Below are 16,776 nucleotides of genomic sequence, written 5' to 3' on the forward strand. Positions count from 1 at the left end.
GGTTCCCTATAGCCAAAGCCGCTTCGCCTGTCATGCCGCAGCGGCTTTTCCCGCTGTGCCCTTGAACAAATCGCGGCTCCGGTCTACAGAGAAAAAAACACAATGCCGACGGTTCCATGCGCTACCTGACCCTGTGCTGCATCGCCAAGGACGAGAACGCCCGCATCGTTGAGTGGGCGGCCTTTCACGCGCTTCGCGGCGTCGAGCGCATCGTGGTCTACGACAACGGCTCGCGCCTGCCCCTGGCCGAAACCCTTGCGCCGCTGACGGACCGCATCGACATCGTGGTCCACGAGCTGCCCGGCCCGGCCCGGCAGCTCGAGGCCTACGCCCACTGCCTGGAGGTCCACGGCCCGCGAACCAAATGGCTGGCCTGCATCGACGTGGACGAGTTCCTCCTCCCCCGCCGTGAGGACGACCTGCGCCAGGTGCTCACGGATTTCGAGGAGTTCGCGGGCCTTGGCGTCAACTGGGTCATGTTCGGCTCCAGCGGCCACGAAACGCCGCCGCCGGGCCTGCTGATCGAGGCCTTCACCAGGCGCGCCCCCTACGAGTTCCCCACCAACCATCACATCAAAAGCATCGTGCGGCCGGCCTACGTGCAAGGGCCGCTTTCGCCGCACCATTTCGCCTACGCGCCGGGGCGGCACTGCGTCAGCGAACGCGGCTTCCCCCTGCCCGGCCCCTACGGCCCCCACCACAACGCGCGCATCCAGCTCAACCACTACTTCTTCCGCTCGCGGCAGGAGTTCGCCGAGAAAGTCGAACGCGGCCGGGGCGACATGACCACGGACCAGTTCCGGCATTCCATGCGGGATTTCGAGCAGCAGCTGGGCTACTGCTCGGTCGAGGACACGGAGATGGCGCGCTTCGCCCCGGCCGTGCGCGTCGTGTGCGACGGCGGTCCGGTCAGGGCGGCGGACACGGCGGACCTGGGCGCCGAAAGCGAAAAGATCGCTTTGCTCCTTTCGCGAAACCGCCTCGATCTGGCCGAGGCCCTGTCGCGGGAGTGCGTCGTGGCCCACAACGGAGCCAGCGCCGCCTGGAGCCTGCGCGGGCTGGTCCTGGCCCGGGCCGGGCGGCATCCAGAGGCGCTGTCCGCCCTGGCGACCTCCCTTCGCATCGAGCAGACGGTGGAGAATTTGACCACGCTCTTTCGCGTGCAGCAACTCTGCGGCGACCGCGACGAGGCCCGGCGCACGGCCCGCTATCTGCTGTGGCGGCTCAACGGCGTGGACGCAGACCTCAAGGAAGAATGCGCCGCCATCCTTGCGGAAATCAGGACGTTGTTAAGCGACGCCGCCTACTGAACGCGGTTCGCGCACCCGCTCCGACCGCATGACGATCAGCGATCCGTGGTCCGGTCCCGGCCATGACCATGACCCGAACGCCAAAAAGCCCGTCGCGGCGAACCGCGACGGGCGAAAACAGACTGGCCGGGCGCTTGGCGCTTAGGCCTGCTTGCTCTTGTTGACGGCCGTGGACAGGCGGGAAATGTTGCGGGCGGCGGTCTTCCAGTGGATGACCTTCTTGGTGGCGGCCTTGTCCAGGACCTTGGTGGCGGCCAGCAGCGCGGTCTCGGCGGCGGCGGCGTCGCCGGCGGTAAGGGCGACGCGCACGGCCTTGATGACGTTGCGCACGCGGGTTTTCACCGCCCGGTTGCGAGCCCGGGCCAAAAGGCTTTGACGGTGCCGTTTGATGGCGGATTTATGGTTGGCCAAGGATCGTTCCTCCGTGTAGTGTTCGCTGAAGCAGAGTTAGCTATCTCGATAACTCCACCCCGTCAAGCAATAAATACGCTCTCCCCCATATTCCCCCCCTTTCGGGAGGTCCAGGAGGGGCCGTCGCCCCTCCTGGCCGCCGGAGGCATCTTCTCTTCCCTCTTCCTTCTTCCCGTTCCCTAGACCTGCAGCGCGGCGAAGTCCGCCACGCGGCCCAGGCGGTCGACCAGTGACTTGAGGAGATTGAGGCGATTGAGGCGCACGTCCATGTCGTCGCACATGACCATGACGTTGTCGAAGAAGGCGTCCACGGCCGGGCGCAGCTCATAGAGGAGGTCGAGCACGGCCGGGTAGTCGCCAGCGTCGAAGAGGGCGTCGTAGCGCGGGAACACGGCCTCGCAGGCCGCGGCCAAGTCCTTGTCCGCCGGCTCGGCCAAAAGCGCGGCCTTGACCGCGCCGGTCAGCGGCACGCCGGCCCCCACGCCCTGCTTGCGGATGATGTTGGCGGCGCGCTTGAAGGTCAGCACGGCCTGGTCGAAGTCCGGCTTGGCGGCGAAGGTGGCCAGGGCGTCGATGCGGGCGGCAAGCTGGGCGATGTCGGTGTAGGACGCGCCGGCGGCCGCTTCCACCACCAGGGTGTCGAAGCCCCGGCCCGTGAAGTAGGCCTTGAGGCGCTGGCCGAAGAAGTCCAGGAGCTTGGCCAACACCCGGGTGCGGTCCACCTTGAATTTGACGTCGCCGTAGCCGTCGAGCGCCGCTTGCAGCAATTCCATGAGGTCCAGGCGCAGCCCGTGCTCAATGACGATGCGGCAGATGCCGAGCGCCGCCCGGCGCAGGGCGTAGGGGTCGGCCGCGCCGGTGGGGGCCATGTCCAGGCCGAAGCAGCCGGCCAGGGTGTCGGCCTTGTCCGCGATGGACAGGATCGCGCCGGCCAGGGTCGGCGGCACGGGGCTGTCCGGCCCGGCCGGCAGGTACTGCTCGGCGATGGCCCGGGACACGGATTTGGACTGTCCCTTGCGGCGCGCGTAGATGCCGCCCATGACGCCCTGGAGTTCGGCGAACTCGCCCACCATGTCCGAAACGAGGTCCACCTTGGCCAGCCCGCCGGCCTGGGAGGCCTCAAGCATGACCTCGGGCTTGCCGGCCATCTCGGCGACCAGACCGCACAGGCGTTCCAGGCGGCGGGCCTTGTCGCGCACGCTGCCAAGGCCGGCCAGAAAGACCACGCTTTCGAGCTTTTTCTGCCAGGTCTCGAGGTCCGTGGCCAGGTCGGCCTCCCAGAAGAAGCGGGCGTCCTCCAGGCGGGCGGTCAGCACGCGCTGCCAGCCCCGGCGCACGAGCTCCAGGTTGCCCGGGGCCAGCCCCAGGGTGGTGAGGAACACGGGCAGCAGGCCGCCCTTGCCGTCCTCCACGGCGAAGCTCTTCTGGTGCGTCTCCATGCTGGTGATGAGCACCTCACGGGGCACGTCCAGGAATTTGGGATCCAGGCGGCCGAGGATGACCACCGGATGCTCGGTGAGCCCCGTGACCTCGACGAGCAGCGACGGGTTGACGACCGCCGTGCCGCCGGCCTCCCGGGCGAGCGTCTCGGCCTGGGAACGGACCATGGACTCGCGCTCCTTGGCGTCGAGGATCACCTTGCCCTGGTCGCGGATGATGGCGAAATAGTCCCCGGCCGCGGGCACGGAAAAGGGCCCCGGTCCCATGATGCGGTGGCCCCGGGTCTCGCGGCCCGAGGCGATGTCGTCCAGGGCGAAGGGGACGACGGCCTCGCCCAGCAGGGCCACGAACCAGTGGACCGGCCGACCGAAGGCGAAATCGCGGCTGCCCCAGCGCATGCGCTTGGGGAAGGAGAGCTTTTTGACCAGATCCAGGCAGACGGCCGGCAGCAGCTCGGCGGCGGACTGGCCGCCGGTGGTCTTCTTGAGGGCCAGGTAGCGGCCCTTGCCGGTCTCCATGACGAAGACGTCGGCCACGTCCTTGCCCTGGCCCTTGGCGAAGCCCACGGCGGCCTGGGTCGGCGCGCCGTCCGGGCCGAAGCCCACCTTCTCGGGCGGGCCGGTGACGAGCTCCTCTTCCTGGCGGGCGGCCTCGGCCAGCTCCGGCACGCTCACCACCAGCCGCCGGGGGGTGGCGAAGGACGTCACGGCCGGGGCGTCGAGCTTGGCCTGGGCCAGGGTATCGGCGACGAAGGCCCGGGACTCGTCCACGAGGCCCGACAGGAACCGGGCCGGCATCTCCTCGAATCCGATCTCCAGAAGAAAATGGGGCATGTCGTTTGGTCCTTTATGCGGTGGGCGTGAGGAGGGGGTAGCCGAGTTCCTTGCGCTGGGCGGCGTAGAGGCGGGCCAGGCTCGAGGCCAGGTTGCGCACCCGGCCGATGTAGCCGGTGCGCTCGGTGATGGAGATGGCCCCCCGGGCTTCGAGCATGTTGAAGGCGTGGGAGCACTTCAGGCAGTAGTCGTAGGCCGGCCAGGGCAGCCCGAGCTCGCACAGGCGCTTGCATTCCTTTTCGCAGGCGTTGAAGTGGGTCAGGAGCATGCCGGCGTCGGACTCCTCGAAGTTGTAGCGGGAATGTTCGTATTCGCCGCGCTGGTGCACCTGTCCGTAGGTCACCCGGTCGTTCCAGGCCAGGTCGTAGACCGATTCCTTCTGCTGCAGGTACATGCTGATGCGCTCGAGGCCGTAGGTGATCTCCACGGACACGGGGTGGAGATCAATGCCGCCGACCTGCTGGAAATAGGTGAACTGGGTCACTTCCATGCCGTCGAGCCAGACTTCCCAACCCAGGCCCCAGGCCCCGAGGGTCGGGGACTCCCAGTCGTCCTCCACGAAGCGGATGTCGTGGTCCGCGGCCGAGACGCCGAGCGCGGCCAGGCTCTCCAGGTACAGGTCCTGGACGTTGTCCGGCGAGGGCTTGAGGATGACCTGGAACTGGTAATAGTGCTGCAGGCGGTTGGGATTCTCGCCGTAGCGGCCGTCGGTGGGGCGGCGGGAGGGCTCGACGTAGGCGGCCTTCCAGGGCTCGGGGCCGATGACCCGGAAGAAGGTGGCCGGGTTGAAGGTGCCGGCTCCGACCTCGGTGTCGTAGGGCTGGACCACGAGGCAGCCGGACTTGGCCCAGAAGTTTTGCAGCGTCAAGATGACATCCTGAAAATGCATGGTCGCTCCGATTTCAAGGTTGCGCCGTCAGTCGGACCGCGGCGTTTGCGGCGCGGCAAGGCAAGGCGGAAAACAAAGACCCGGAAGCCTCAGGCGCGCACGAAGCCGCCTCGCTCCCAGGCCAATCCCATGTGGTAGCGCACGAGCAGGTCCACGACGCGGGAGAATTCCCGCGCCGCCGCCGCCTCGGGGCGGCAGTGCGCCCAAGCCCGTGCGTCGCCGGCCACGCCCGACGCCAGCAGGGCCAGCGCCCCGGCCCCCAGGCGCTGGCGCACGCCCGGGGCGTTCTCGTCCCGGCAGGCGGAACAGGTCAAGCGCCCTGCTTCCACGTGGCACACGGCCTCCCCGTCGCCAAGGGGCGCGCCGCAGACGGCGCAGCGGCCGCAGACCGGAAAGACGCCCTGCAGCGACGCCATCCGCGCCCGAAAAAGGAGAGGGAAAAGCGGCGACGGCGCGTCGGCTTCCTCCAGGGCGGCCAGCATGTCGCGCAAGAGCGCGTAGGCCTCGGCCGCGCCCTGGGGCCCGATCTGTACGGCCTCGAAAAACTTCAGGCAGTTGACGGCCATGCCCAGGCGCCCCGGGTCGCGGCGCAGGCGCATGGGCGCGTCAAGGAGCCTGGCCTCGGTCAGGCAATGGTAGCCGCCGTGCCCCGTGCGGCGCACCTTGAAGTTCACGTGGTTGAGGGGGTCGAGGCAGCCCAGGAAACGGCGGCGGCTTTTGAGCCCCCCGAAGGCGAAGGCCGTATAGACGCCGCGCTGAGGGGAAATCAGGCGCACCCAGGCGTCGATCTCGCGAAACCGCCCCACCTTGAGCACGAGCGCCTGTTCGGAAAATTCCATTCCCGCCCCGCCGTCCACTACATTGCGATCAAGCGCCGTTCCCGTCTTTCGATCCACCCGGCCAGGGAAACGCGGCCGCGCCCCGGCCGGGCCCGCGTCGCCTCGCCCGGGGCGCGGCCGCAGCCTGCCGTTGCGGAGGCGACCCGTCCCTTCTGCCGCGCGCCAGGGCGCACCGGCCCGTCCCGGGCGGAGGTCACGATGGATCGCCTTCCCTGGCGCGCGCCCGGGTTTTCCCGCGCCGCGCCCGTGGCCGCCTTCCCGGGAAAGCAGCCTACGGGAACCGGATGGACTTGCTCTCGCCCTTTTCCGTGACGACCGCCGTTTCCTTGCCGTCGTACCGGAAGACCACGTTGCTCGGATTGCCGAGCTTGATGTCGATCCTTTCGCCGAAGGGGACGGTCAGCCGCTGCCCCTTTTTCACGTAAATTTCCTTGGCCGGGCCCTTGTCGGGGGTGACGATGACCCAGCTGCCGTCCTGGCCGTAGATCTCCACTTCGCGGCCGCCGCTTGGCTGGGCCGTTTCGCCGCCGCCGGTCGGGACCGCCGGAGCCGGGCTCGTCGCCACGGCCGGGGCCGGAGCCGAGGGCACGGGCGTGGCGACCGGCGCGGGGGAAGGCATCGGCGAAGGGGCCGCAGTCGACGCGGCGGGCTTGCTCGGCGTTCCTTCCTCGCCCTTTTTCGCCACGAACTTGAGGGTTTTGACCGAGCCCTTGCCGGCCTGGAGCGGATAGAGCTTGTTGTCGAAGCGGATCTCCACCGCTCCGGCGTTGCCCAGGCGCACGAGCATATAGTCGGCGAAGCGGCCGGTGAAGGCGTCGCCCTTTTCGAGCATGGTCTCGTGCATGGCCCCGCCGTCCGCGCCGGCCTGCAGCCAGCAGCGGTCGTTGGCCACGATGGTGACCACGTGGGTTCCCGTGTCGCCCACGGTGAATGTCTTGGCTGCGGGCGCGCCGGGCGCGGCCACGGGTTCGGGCGCGGGCGGAATGGCCGACGGCGCGGCGGGAGTGGCCGGGCCGCTGTTGGCGATGTCCTGGGCGACCTGGTCGTCGGGGCTCAGCGCCGGCTGCGGCCTGGTCTCGACGAGCGGCCTGGCTTCGGGCGCGGGGGCCGGCTTCGTTTCGGCCACGGCCGGCGTCTGCGGGGCCGGCGGAGTCTCGAGGGGTTTCTGGGCCGGCACGACCGGCACGGGACGCGGCGGAACCTCCGGCTCGCTTTTGGCAGGCACGGGTTCGCTCCGGGTCACGGGCGCGGCCTTGTCGGCCACATCATTGGGCTTGGAAAAGACGTGGGTCCACAGGTACCAGACGAGGCCGACGACCGCGACGACGAGCCCCAGGCAGATGAGCGCCGGCACCAAGGGGACGCGCGGCCTGGGCGCGGACCGGCGGCCCCGGGTCTGGGCGCAGTCGCACTCGTCGTCCGGGAGGTCCTTTACCAGCGGCACTTCCCGCACGGGCGTCTCCTCGAGCTGGTAGACCTCGGCCAGCCGTTTGGAGAAATCTTCCTGGTCGACGCCAAGCAGCTTGGCGTAATTCTTGATGAAACCCCTGGCATAGACAGGATGGGGCAAGACGCTTTCGTTGCCGTCCTCGATGGCGGACAGGCAACTGCGCGTGATTTTGATCCTGTCCGATACGTCCTCGATGGACAGGCCCTGCCGCTCCCGCTCCTCGCGCAGCATCGCCCCTAACTCACGCAAGTCCATAAACGAAATTCCTCCGTGGCCGCGTCGTCGTGGGCGGGAGCCCCCCGGCGGCGGGCGGGACAAGCTACTGTGGCGTTCCCTAAAAAATATGGTAATCTTTTTTAGGGGAAAAAATAGTCATGCAATAATGGTTCTCGAAACGCGCAGAGGCGGATTTCGAGAACGCGGCACTACAGCTTGACCTCGACGACCGCCTTGGACCGCAGGTTGTCGATGTACTCCTGGAAGAGCTTGTCGAATTTCTGTTTGTACAAGGTTTCCTGAATCTGTTCCTTGGCGCCCTCGTACGAAGGGCCGGCCGGAGCGACCGGGGCGGCCTTCGGAGTCGCAGCGGCCGCGCCGGGCGTGCGCATACTCAAAAGAACGGCCTTGCCGTCCACCATGACCGGCGCGCTGACCTTGCCCGGGGGCACGGCCTGCAGGGCCGAGCGCAACGCCGGGGCCAGGTCCTTGGCCTGCACGTCGCCCAGGTCGCCGCCCTGGTCCCGGCCGGGACCGATGGAAAACTTCTTGGCCGCCTCGGCGAAGGTCATGGCTCCGGAATCGATCTTGGAACGCAGTTCTTCGGCCTGCTTGGCGTTCGCCACCATGATGAAGCCGATATTGCCGGAAACTTTCGGGCCGAGAATGGATTTCGTGGACGAGAGGCTGTCCTTGTTCTTCTCGTAGTAGTCGCGGATCTCGTCGTCGGTGACGAGGACCTTGCGGTGCACCATGTAGCCGAGGAGGCGCTTTTTCATGCTCTCCTCGCGCATGCGCTTGCGGAACTCGGCCAGCGTCATGCCTTCCTTGGCCAGTTCGGCCACGAACTGCTGCTGACTCAGGTTGTTCTTCTTCTTGATTTCCTCGATCTGGTTGTCGAGGTCCGTTTCCGAAACCGAAATCTTGAGCCGCGTGGCTTCGGACTCGATGAGCAGATCGTTGATCATGCTGTCGAGGACCTGCCGGCGCAGATCGACCATCATGGGATCGTCGGGCTTCACGGACACGCCCTGGGAGCGTTGCAGGAAGTCGGACACGCGGGCGTTGAGGTCGAACAGGGTGATGAGTTTGCCGTTGACCACGGCCACCACCCGGTCCACCAGTTCCGCCGCCTGGGCGGTTCCGGCCAGGGCCAGCAGCAGGGCAATCACAATGCTGAGTTTGGACAGACGGGGCAAGGCATCCTCCGTGAGGGCGTTGGGGCAAGACGGCAGTTGCGGCCCGACCGCGCGACGGGTCGCGGCCCGGGGCTTCCCGCGACGCGCCGCCTCGCTCCCAGGCCGACGCGCCGACGCATCCGGGGCCTATAAACGTTTTTACAAGCACAGGCAATCGCGCCTGGGCCGGCCCATCCCGGTTCCTTAAGGGAATTCGAGGACACGGCTTTCTTTTTTTCCGACGACCACCGTGGTTTCCCGGCCGCCGTGGCTGTAGGACACTTCGCTCGGGCTGCCAGGGCGCACCACGAGCTTTCGCGTAAAATCCAGCCGAAACGGCTTGCCGGGCTTGAGGTAGACGCGTTGCTCCTGGCCGTCGTCCACGGTGTACAGCAGCCAGCTCGCCTTGATGGCCGTGAATTCCACCGCGTCGCCGGCGCTTTTTTCCACTGCCGGCGCGGGCGTGGCCGCCGTTCCCGAAGCCGGGGGCGCTTCGGCGGACGCGGACGACGCGCCCTGAGCCGACGCGGCCTGGGCCGCTGGAGCGGCTTCGGCGGACGCGTCTTGGCGCGGCGTCTCCTGGGAAGCCGGCGCGGCGTCCACGGGGGAGGCCGGCGCCGCCTCGGACGCGACGACTGGGACGGGGCTTTCCGGCGCGGCCTCTTTCCCGGGCGCGGACGGCCCAGGCGCGCCCGGAGCCGGCGGCGCGACGGATGCATTTTGCTCCGGGCCTGCCGGTGACGCTGGGGCCGGCGACGGGGCCGGTTGGACCGGCGGCGCGGCAGGCGCGGGTTCGGGCTCGGCGCGCCGCGACTCCACGGCCTTCTTGGCCTCCCGGGCCAGGCGTTCCCGGCCGGCCGCCTCCTCCCGGGCCAGGGCCAGCTCGTCCGGGCCGGGCGCGGGTTCCGCCTTGGGGGCTTCCTGCCGGTCGGCCAAAAGCAGCGGCGTGACGGTGATCTTCGTTCCGGCCACGGCCGCGTCGAGCCAGGCGGCGAAGGCGGCGTCGAGCTTCTTGGCGGCCAGGGTCGCCTCGACCCGGGCGTAGGCCTTGGCCGGATCGAGCACCGTGGCCGGGCGTCGTTCGAGCAGGACGAAGAAATCCCCGCCCTTGCCGTTTTTCCCGTCCTTTCCGTCTGAAACCACGGCCGAGGCCTCGCCGGGCTTGAGCGCTTTGAGCGCCTCGCGCCACGGGGCCGGCAGGTTGGCCTCGGGCAGGTCGAGCTCCGTGGCAGCGACGCCGGACAAGCCGTTCAGGGCGGTCTGCCCGCCCTTTTTCGCCGCCGCCTGGGCCGCTTTGAGGGCCTCGACGGTTTCGCCCTGCACGCGGACGAGGCGCACCCGGGCCGGCATGGCAAAGTCCGCCACGTGTTCCTTGTAAAAGTTGGCAGCCTCGGTCACGTCCACGCGCACGCCCGGCCGCAGCACCTCACGGGAGAGCTTCTCCAGGGCCAGTCGGTCGGCCAGGAGTTCCCGCCAGCGGACCGGGTCGATGCGCTCCTCGAGCAGCATGCGGGAGAAGGCCTCGTCGGAATAATCGGCTCGGGCCTTGGCCTCGGCCGCGTCGATCTCGGCCTTGGACACGGCCTGACCGCGTTTGGCCAGTTCCTGGGCGGCGAGCCTGGCCACGATCATCTCGGCCAGCACCGCGCCGTACTCGGCGCGAAGCCGCTCCACGGCGGGATTGTCCATGGCCGGCGCGCCGATCTGGCCCATGTCGTGGCGGGCGCGCACGTCGGCCAGACGGATGGGCTCCTGACCGACCACGGCCACCACGCCCGGCTCCTCGCCGGGCTCGCCCCGGCAGCCGCCAAGGCCGAGCCCCAGGCCGACCGCCAGGGCGAAAGCCAGGGTGCGCCGCGCCGTGCTCACGCCGCCGCACCCTCCCCGGCCAATCCGGCCAGTTCCACGGTCCAGACGGCCACGGCCTCGGGAAAGGCCAGGCCGGCGTCAAGCGGCAGGGCCAATCGGCCCGGGGGCAAGAGCTTCACGCCGCCACCGGCGCGCGCGGCGGCGAAGTCCACCAGGCGCTCGGGCGAAACGGCCGCGTCCTCGGCCTCGAAGGAGACCACCAGGCGCGTGGGCGCGACCTCGGCCTTGCGCGCCCCGAGCCTGGCCAGCGCCTGCTTGAAGGCGAGCACGGCCCGGAAATTCTCCACTTCCACCGGCGGCGGACCGAAGCGGTCGCGCATCTCGGCCATGCGCTCGGCCAGCCCGGCCTCGGTGCGGGCCGTGGACAGGGCCTTGTAGAGGCGCAGACGGTCCGAGGCCTCGGGCACGTAGCGCTCGGGGATGCGGGCCGCCACACCGAGCGTCAGTTCCGGCTCGGTGCGCTCCTTGACCGGCTCGCCCTTGAGCCGCCCCACTTCCTCGGCCAGCATCTCGAGGAACATGTCCAGGCCGATGCGGGCGATGTGGCCGGACTGGGCCTCACCCAGGATGTTGCCCGCGCCGCGCAGGCGCAGGTCCTCCATGGCCACCTGGAAGCCGGCCCCGAGGTAGTCCATGTCCAGGATGACGCGCAGGCGCTTTCGGGCCAGTTCCGGCACCTTCTCGATGCTCGGCACCACGAAGTAGGCGTAGGCCTGGCGCGGCGAGCGCCCCACCCGGCCGCGCAGCTGGTAGAGCTGGCCCAGGCCGAACATGTGGGCGTTGTCCACGACAAGCGTATTGGCCCGGGGAAAATCCAGGCCCGACTCGATGATGGAGGTGCACACCAGGATGTCCGTCTCGCCGTGCCAGAAGCCGTGCATGGCCTCCTCCAGGGCGGTCTCGGACATCTGGCCGTGGGCCATGGCCACCTTTGCGCCCGGGGCCAGCGTCTTGACGAAGGCGGCCACGTCCTCCAGGCCCTGGACCCGGTTGTGGACCCAGAACACCTGGCCCTGGCGCTCGAGCTCCCGGCGCAGCACCTCGCGCAGGAAGGCCTCGTCGCGCTCGACCAGGGCCGTTTCCACGGTCTTGCGCTCGGCCGGCGGGGTCTCGATGACGGACAGGCCGCGCACGCCGGAAAGGGACAGTTGCAGGGTGCGCGGAATGGGCGTGGCCGTCAGCGTCAAGGCGTCGATGTTCTTCTTGAAGGCCTTGAGCCGCTCCTTGTGCTTGACGCCGAAGCGCTGCTCCTCGTCGAGGATAAGGAGGCCAATGTTGGGGATGGTCACGTCGCTCGACAGGATGCGGTGGGTGCCGACCAGGATGTCCACCTCGCCGCGCGACACGGCGTCGAGGACCACCTTGCGCCGCTTGGGCGTGACGAAGCGCGAGAGCATCTCCACGCGCACCGGAAAGCCTTCCAATCGGGCGGCGAAATTCTGAAAGTGCTGCTCGGCCAGCACCGTGGTCGGACACAGCATTGCCACCTGCTTGCCGTCGAGCACAGCCCGGAAGGCGGCGCGCAAGGCCACCTCGGTCTTGCCGAAGCCCACGTCGCCGCAGACCAGCCGGTCCATGGGCTCGGGCCGTTCCATGTCGGCCAGCACGTCGGCGATGGCCTTTTCCTGGTCCGGCGTCTCCTCGAAGCCGAAGGTGGCTTCGAACTCCAGGTACAGCTCGTTGGTGGGGCCGTAGGCGTAGCCCTTGGCCACCTGGCGGTAGGCGTACATCTCGACCAGATCGGCGGCGATGCGCTCGATGGCTTTTTTCGCCCGCTCGCGCACGGACTTCCAGCGCGCCCCGCCCAGGCGGTCCAAGGGCGGCGCGACGCCCTCCGGACCCTTGTAGCGCTGGAGCAGCCCCAGCCGGTCGGCCGGCAGGTACAGCTTGTCCTCGTCGGCGAAGACCAGCAGCAGGTAGTCGCCGCCGGTGGCGTCCACGGTCATGCGCGTGAGCCCCTCGAAGGAGCCGACGCCGTAGTCGCGGTGCACGACCAGGTCGCCGGGGCGGATGTCGTCGAAAGAGGTCAGGCCCTTGAAATCCTTGTCGCGGCCGCGCCCGGCCTCGCCGCCCGAGGACTCGGGGTGCAGAATGTCCTCGGCCAGGATGCGGGTGTCGCGCCAGGAGAGCTCCATGCCGTGGCGAAGCCCCGAAAGGAGCGCGAAAAGCCCCGTCTCGCCCGGGCTGTAGCTCGTGCGAAAGACCAGCCCCTCGGGCTCGATCATCTGGAGGAATTTTTTGCGGGAGCGCTCGCCGTGAAAGGACAGGATGGTCTGGCCGTGGCCGTTCCATTCCTTGAGCGCGGCCGTGAGCGTGGTCCAGGGCCGCTTGTCCGAGCCGGGCTTCCAGAAGAGGTCGCCGAAGCGCTCCAGGGATTTCTCGGCCAGGTCCGGGCCGTGCCGGCCCCGGCCCATGACCAGATCCTCGAAGAGGATGCGCCGGCCGGAGACCAGGGCCTTGCGGGCCATGTTCTCGGGCCAGAGCACCCGGGCATTGGGCCAGGGATGGCCCTGCTCCTTGGTCTGGGCCTCGAAAAAACGCCGCCAGGCGTGCTCGGCCTCCTCCAGGCGTTCCTTGACCCGGGCGGCGTCGCACACGATCCAGGCCGCGTCCCCGGGCAGCCAGTCGGACAGGGCGGCGGGCTTTTCGTAGAAAAGCCCCGGCCACATGCCGCCGTCGCCGGCCGCGATGGCGGCCTCAAGGCGCGCTTTGGCCGCGCGGTGCAGCTCCCCGGTGCCGGCGATGGTCTCCCACAGGGCCGCGGCCTCTTCCTTGAAGGTCTCCGAGAGCACGGCCGGGGCGGCGGGCACGAGCACGGCTTCGGACAGCTCGGCCAGGGAGCGCTGGGAGCCGGCGTCGAAGCGCCGGGCGGCCTCCACCGTGTCGCCGAAGAATTCCAGGCGCAGCGGGTCGTCGTAGCCCGGGGGAAAGATGTCCAGGATGTCGCCGCGAAGGGAGAATTCCCCGGGCCCGGTGACCATGGGGGCGCGCTTGTAGCCCCAGAGCACGGCCTGCTCGGCCACCAGGTCGCGCGGCAGTTCCTCGCCCACGGCAAGGGTGAGCACGTTGCCGTCCAGGGCTCGGCGGCACGGCCATTTGGGCAGCAGGTTGTCGGCGGAAAAGAGGAAGGCGCGCGGCCCGGAGCCCAAGGCGGCCTGGGCCAGGAAGGCCATGCGCCTGGCCCAGAACGCGCCGCTTGGCAGGCCCGGGGCGTAGGACGGCAGGGTCATGACGGCGCGGCCCCAGAGGGTGCCGGGCCCGGGCGGCACGAGCAGCTCCAGGAGGGCGGCGATGCGCGTCAGTTCGTTGTGTCCGGGTGCGACCACGGCCACGGACTGCCCGCGGGAAAGGGCCTCGGCGGCCAGGAAGGCCAGGGTGGCCGGGCCGCTTTTGTAGACCGAAACGGAGTCGGGGCTCTCCAGGAGCGCGGCAAGGGGGGATGTGCGGGACAAAACGGGCCTCGTGGAAATACGGGATGGCCGCCGCCACATCCGTGGCGGCGGCCGCGATGACGATAGGACTCGACGCCGGGAGCCGTCGGAAGAACGGCCTTCCAGCGCGCCTAGAAGGAACCGAGCATGTCGCGCTCTTCGCCGGAAAGGAGCTTGTTGAGGTCGAGCAGGATCAGCAGACGATCCTCGAGCTTGCCCACGCCGCTGATGTATTCCGACTCCAGGCCGGACACCACGGGTGGCGGCGGCTCCACCGTGCTGGCGGGTATGCGCAGCACCTCGGAGACGGAATCGACCACGAATCCGACGATCATGTTGTTGATTTCGATGACGATGATCCGTGTGTGCTTGTCATGGTCCCGGGTGGACAAGCCGAAACGCCGGCGCAGGTCGATGATGGGTATGACCTTGCCCCGCAGGTTGATGACGCCCTCGACGAACTCCGGGGCGCGCGGGACCTTGGTGATATCCATCATGCGGATGATCTCCTGCACGCTCAGGATATCGACGCCGAACTCTTCCTCGCCAATACTGAATGTGACGAGTTGGAGCAGTTCGGCATCCTGTTTCTTGAGGGTTTCCTCCATGCGGCAAGCTCCCGTTTTGATTTTGACCGCGCCGCCGACGGCGCATGCGAGCCTATGCTTTCCTATCTACCCAAATTTGCCCGGGTTGGGCAAGTGCGCGGCAAGGGGAAATCGCCTAGTCTTCGGAAGATTCGGCCTTTCGCTGCTCGGGCGTCATGCTCCAGAACGGAAAGCCGTCCTTGGTGCGCCGGACCTTGAGTTGGATGTCCTCGCCCTTTTTCACCTTGACGGCCAGAAGGACGTCGTGCCCGTCCATTTCGGCCCAGGCCCCGGCCACCTTGACCTGGTCGCCCTCCTTGAGCCCGATGGACCCGAGGTCCACGAAATCCTTGGGCCCCAGGTGCACGATCTCCATGGTCTTGTCCTTCTTGTCCTCGATCTGCAGGGCGATGCCCGTGGCCATGCCGTCGATGGGCTTGATGTCCATGATCTTGACCACGCGGCCCTTGAGGGAATCGGCTTCCTTGGGGTCGAAGAGCCGGTCGTATTCGCTGCCCTTTTCCCAGCCCTTGATGTCCGGGTTGGCCTTGGGGCCGGCGAAGGCGGGCGCAGCGGCGGCGACGAGGGCCGCGACCAGAAACGAAAGAAAAAGGGCGCGCATGGGCATCTCCTTGAAACCGTTCCGCTTGTCTTTCATACGGTTCCGACACCGCCGCGATTACGGCTCCTGGCCGGCGGCGTCAATAGAGGAAGCAGCCGTTTTCGTAAATCGTGGTTTCCCGGCCGTCGGTCAGCCGGGCGCGCACCCGCTTGGGCTCGGTGTTGACCAGGTCCCAGTGCAGGGCGGAATCGTTGAAACCCAGGGCCTCCTTGCGCTCGCCGTCCAGGGTGGCCGGATCGCCGTCGAAGGTGTCGGAGTAGGAGCTTCCCACGGCCACGTGGCAGTTGCCGTGCGGTCCGCCGAAGTTTTCGTCATAGAGCGTGTTGGCCATGAAGCGGTCGATCTTGGAGAAACGCTTGTCCGTGAGCGAGAATTCGCCCAGGCGCGAGGCCCCGGGATCCATGGCCAGCTGCTTGCGCACGAAATCCTCGCCCTGCTCGGCGGCGATCTCCGTGACCGCGCCGTCCTTGAAGGTCAGGCGCACGCCTCGCACGTAGTTGCCGCTGCGGTAGGAGGGCTGGTCGGCGAAGTAGCGGCCGGTGGTGCCGCGCCAGTCCGGGGAGGTGAAGATCTCGAAGCTCGGTATGTTGTGGCCGGAGAGGCCGAGCCAGCGGCGGTGCTCGCCGGGCGTGACCGTGAGGTCCACGTTGTCGGATTCGATGCGAAGGGAGGCGGCCTTGATGGAATTGAGCCAGGCCTTGATCTCGCGGGCGTTTTCGTAAAGCCCCCGCCACACGGCCACGGGCTCGGGGTCCTTGAGGAAGCAGGCGGCCGTCACCTGGGCGGCGTATTCCTTGGCCGTCATGCCGGCCTTTTGGGCCAGTTCGCGGGTGGGGTACAGGCACAGGGTCCAGCCGAACTCGCCCTTCTCCTCCCGGCGCACCAGGATGTCGCGCAGGGGTTTGCGGGCCACGGCCGCGGCCGCGATGCGCTTGGAGTCGATGCCGCTTAAGTGGGTCAGGCTTTCCGGGGCGAGCAGGTGCATGGCCCCGTGGACGTTTTCGTGCAGCACGGCCTGGCCCGGAGGCTGGAAGACGAGCTGGGCCTCGTCGGCCGTGCCGTAGAAGGCGGTCTCCATGCTCGGGGTGAGCGCCAGGCGCGGCACGGGATTGAGCCCCCGGCCGAGCAGCTTGGCGTAGACCGCCTCGGCCAGGCGCAGGGCGGGCAGTTCGAACTGGACGAGCACCACGTCCCCGGGCTTGTACGGCTCGACCCGGGACGTGGTCAGGCCCCAGAGCAGGACATCGGCGTATTTTTCGAGTTGGGAGCGCGTGAGCACGGTTTTTCCTTTTTCCCGAAAGCATAGACCGAAAGGCGCCCGGGCGGCAAGGACCCGGGCCGGACTCGCCGGGCGGCCGCGCCGTCTCCCGGGCCCCTTGCCAACCCGTGAAAAAACGGCTATCCGGCTACGTTCACGAGAAAATGATCGCGCGGTCGGGATTTCTCCCGCGCCGCCAGGAGGATATCGTTCATGGCCAAAGAAGGCGCCATCGAGGTCGACGGCAAGGTGCAGGAAGCCCTGCCCAACGCCATGTTTCGCGTGGAGCTGGAGAACGGGCACGAGGTTCTGGCCCACATCTCCGGGAAAATGCGCAAGTTCTACATCCGCATCCTGCCCGGCGACCGGGTCAAGGTCGAACTCTCCCCCTACGACCTCACCCGCGGCCGCATCACCTACCGCCTCAAGTAGCGCCGCCCGGC

Annotated in this window: 13 protein-coding genes; 2 read left to right on the forward strand and 11 right to left on the reverse strand. The window is 68.4% G+C overall.

Annotation, left to right across the window (positions count from 1 at the left end; translation table 11 throughout):
* Window positions 1–116 precede the first annotated feature (116 nt).
* Window positions 117–1,310, forward strand: coding sequence for a glycosyltransferase family 2 protein (locus Q1K70_RS07470; protein WP_300157439.1), 1,194 nt, complete (start codon window positions 117–119; stop codon window positions 1,308–1,310).
* A gap of 141 nt (window positions 1,311–1,451) precedes the next feature.
* Here the strand turns inward: Q1K70_RS07470 and rpsT are convergent, their stop codons facing one another.
* The 11 genes from rpsT to Q1K70_RS07525 all read right to left on the reverse strand — a co-directional run bounded on the left by rpsT (window position 1,452) and on the right by Q1K70_RS07525 (window position 16,354).
* Window positions 1,452–1,721, reverse strand: a complete 270-nt coding sequence (gene rpsT, locus Q1K70_RS07475; protein WP_300157441.1) for a 30S ribosomal protein S20 — start codon at window positions 1,719–1,721, stop codon at window positions 1,452–1,454.
* A gap of 179 nt (window positions 1,722–1,900) precedes the next feature.
* Window positions 1,901–3,994 (reverse strand): glycine--tRNA ligase subunit beta, encoded by a 2,094-nt coding sequence (gene glyS, locus Q1K70_RS07480; RefSeq protein ID WP_300157443.1) that lies wholly within the window; start codon window positions 3,992–3,994, stop codon window positions 1,901–1,903.
* A 13-nt stretch (window positions 3,995–4,007) separates the two neighbouring features.
* On the reverse strand, window positions 4,008–4,883 hold the full coding sequence (locus tag Q1K70_RS07485) for a glycine--tRNA ligase subunit alpha (protein ID WP_300157444.1): 876 nt from the start codon (window positions 4,881–4,883) through the stop codon (window positions 4,008–4,010).
* An 89-nt stretch (window positions 4,884–4,972) separates the two neighbouring features.
* The gene (locus Q1K70_RS07490) at window positions 4,973–5,722 is read right to left on the reverse strand and encodes a recombination protein O N-terminal domain-containing protein (RefSeq protein WP_300157445.1); all 750 of its coding nucleotides are present in this window, start codon (window positions 5,720–5,722) and stop codon (window positions 4,973–4,975) included.
* A gap of 271 nt (window positions 5,723–5,993) precedes the next feature.
* Entirely contained in the window at window positions 5,994–7,427 is a 1,434-nt protein-coding gene (locus Q1K70_RS07495; protein WP_300157447.1) for a RodZ domain-containing protein, read from the reverse strand.
* Window positions 7,428–7,597: 170 nt separating this feature from the next.
* Window positions 7,598–8,587 carry a SurA N-terminal domain-containing protein gene (locus Q1K70_RS07500; RefSeq protein WP_300157448.1) on the reverse strand — a complete coding sequence of 330 codons (990 nt, stop codon included), beginning with the start codon at window positions 8,585–8,587 and terminating at the stop codon, window positions 7,598–7,600.
* Between the two features lie 183 nt (window positions 8,588–8,770).
* A complete protein-coding gene (locus tag Q1K70_RS07505) occupies window positions 8,771–10,435 on the reverse strand; it encodes a peptidylprolyl isomerase (RefSeq protein ID WP_300157450.1) in 1,665 nt (554 codons plus the stop codon).
* A complete protein-coding gene (mfd, locus tag Q1K70_RS07510) occupies window positions 10,432–13,887 on the reverse strand; it encodes a transcription-repair coupling factor (RefSeq protein WP_300157452.1) in 3,456 nt (1,151 codons plus the stop codon). The genes Q1K70_RS07505 and mfd overlap by 4 nt, the downstream gene beginning before the upstream one ends.
* 110 nt (window positions 13,888–13,997) lie before the next feature.
* Complete coding sequence (locus tag Q1K70_RS07515) at window positions 13,998–14,474, reverse strand: chemotaxis protein CheW (protein ID WP_029458965.1); 477 nt, start codon at window positions 14,472–14,474, stop codon at window positions 13,998–14,000.
* Between the two features lie 115 nt (window positions 14,475–14,589).
* Complete coding sequence (locus Q1K70_RS07520) at window positions 14,590–15,075, reverse strand: hypothetical protein (RefSeq protein WP_300157456.1); 486 nt, start codon at window positions 15,073–15,075, stop codon at window positions 14,590–14,592.
* A gap of 79 nt (window positions 15,076–15,154) precedes the next feature.
* Window positions 15,155–16,354 carry an aminopeptidase gene (locus tag Q1K70_RS07525; protein ID WP_300157458.1) on the reverse strand — a complete coding sequence of 400 codons (1,200 nt, stop codon included), beginning with the start codon at window positions 16,352–16,354 and terminating at the stop codon, window positions 15,155–15,157.
* 192 nt (window positions 16,355–16,546) lie between these two features.
* On the opposite strand from Q1K70_RS07525, the gene infA reads away from it, so the two are divergent.
* Window positions 16,547–16,765: a translation initiation factor IF-1 gene (gene infA / locus Q1K70_RS07530; protein WP_005990299.1), complete on the forward strand. Its 219-nt coding sequence runs from the start codon at window positions 16,547–16,549 to the stop codon at window positions 16,763–16,765.
* The last annotated feature ends 11 nt before the right edge of the window (window positions 16,766–16,776 follow it).

This window comes from Solidesulfovibrio sp., assembly GCF_029978005.1.
Classification (GTDB): Bacteria; Desulfobacterota; Desulfovibrionia; order Desulfovibrionales; family Desulfovibrionaceae; genus Solidesulfovibrio.

Bases quoted from the DNA above. Each gene is read 5' to 3' on its own strand.
- Q1K70_RS07470 (WP_300157439.1), top strand. From the start codon at position 117: ATGCGCTACCTGACCCTGTGCTGCATCGCCAAGGACGAGAACGCCCGC.
- glyS (WP_300157443.1), bottom strand. From the start codon at position 3,994: ATGCCCCATTTTCTTCTGGAGATCGGATTCGAGGAGATGCCGGCCCGG.
- Q1K70_RS07485 (WP_300157444.1), bottom strand. From the start codon at position 4,883: ATGCATTTTCAGGATGTCATCTTGACGCTGCAAAACTTCTGGGCCAAG.
- Q1K70_RS07490 (WP_300157445.1), bottom strand. From the start codon at position 5,722: ATGGAATTTTCCGAACAGGCGCTCGTGCTCAAGGTGGGGCGGTTTCGC.
- Q1K70_RS07495 (WP_300157447.1), bottom strand. From the start codon at position 7,427: ATGGACTTGCGTGAGTTAGGGGCGATGCTGCGCGAGGAGCGGGAGCGG.
- Q1K70_RS07515 (WP_029458965.1), bottom strand. From the start codon at position 14,474: ATGGAGGAAACCCTCAAGAAACAGGATGCCGAACTGCTCCAACTCGTC.
- Q1K70_RS07520 (WP_300157456.1), bottom strand. From the start codon at position 15,075: ATGCGCGCCCTTTTTCTTTCGTTTCTGGTCGCGGCCCTCGTCGCCGCC.
- infA (WP_005990299.1), top strand. From the start codon at position 16,547: ATGGCCAAAGAAGGCGCCATCGAGGTCGACGGCAAGGTGCAGGAAGCC.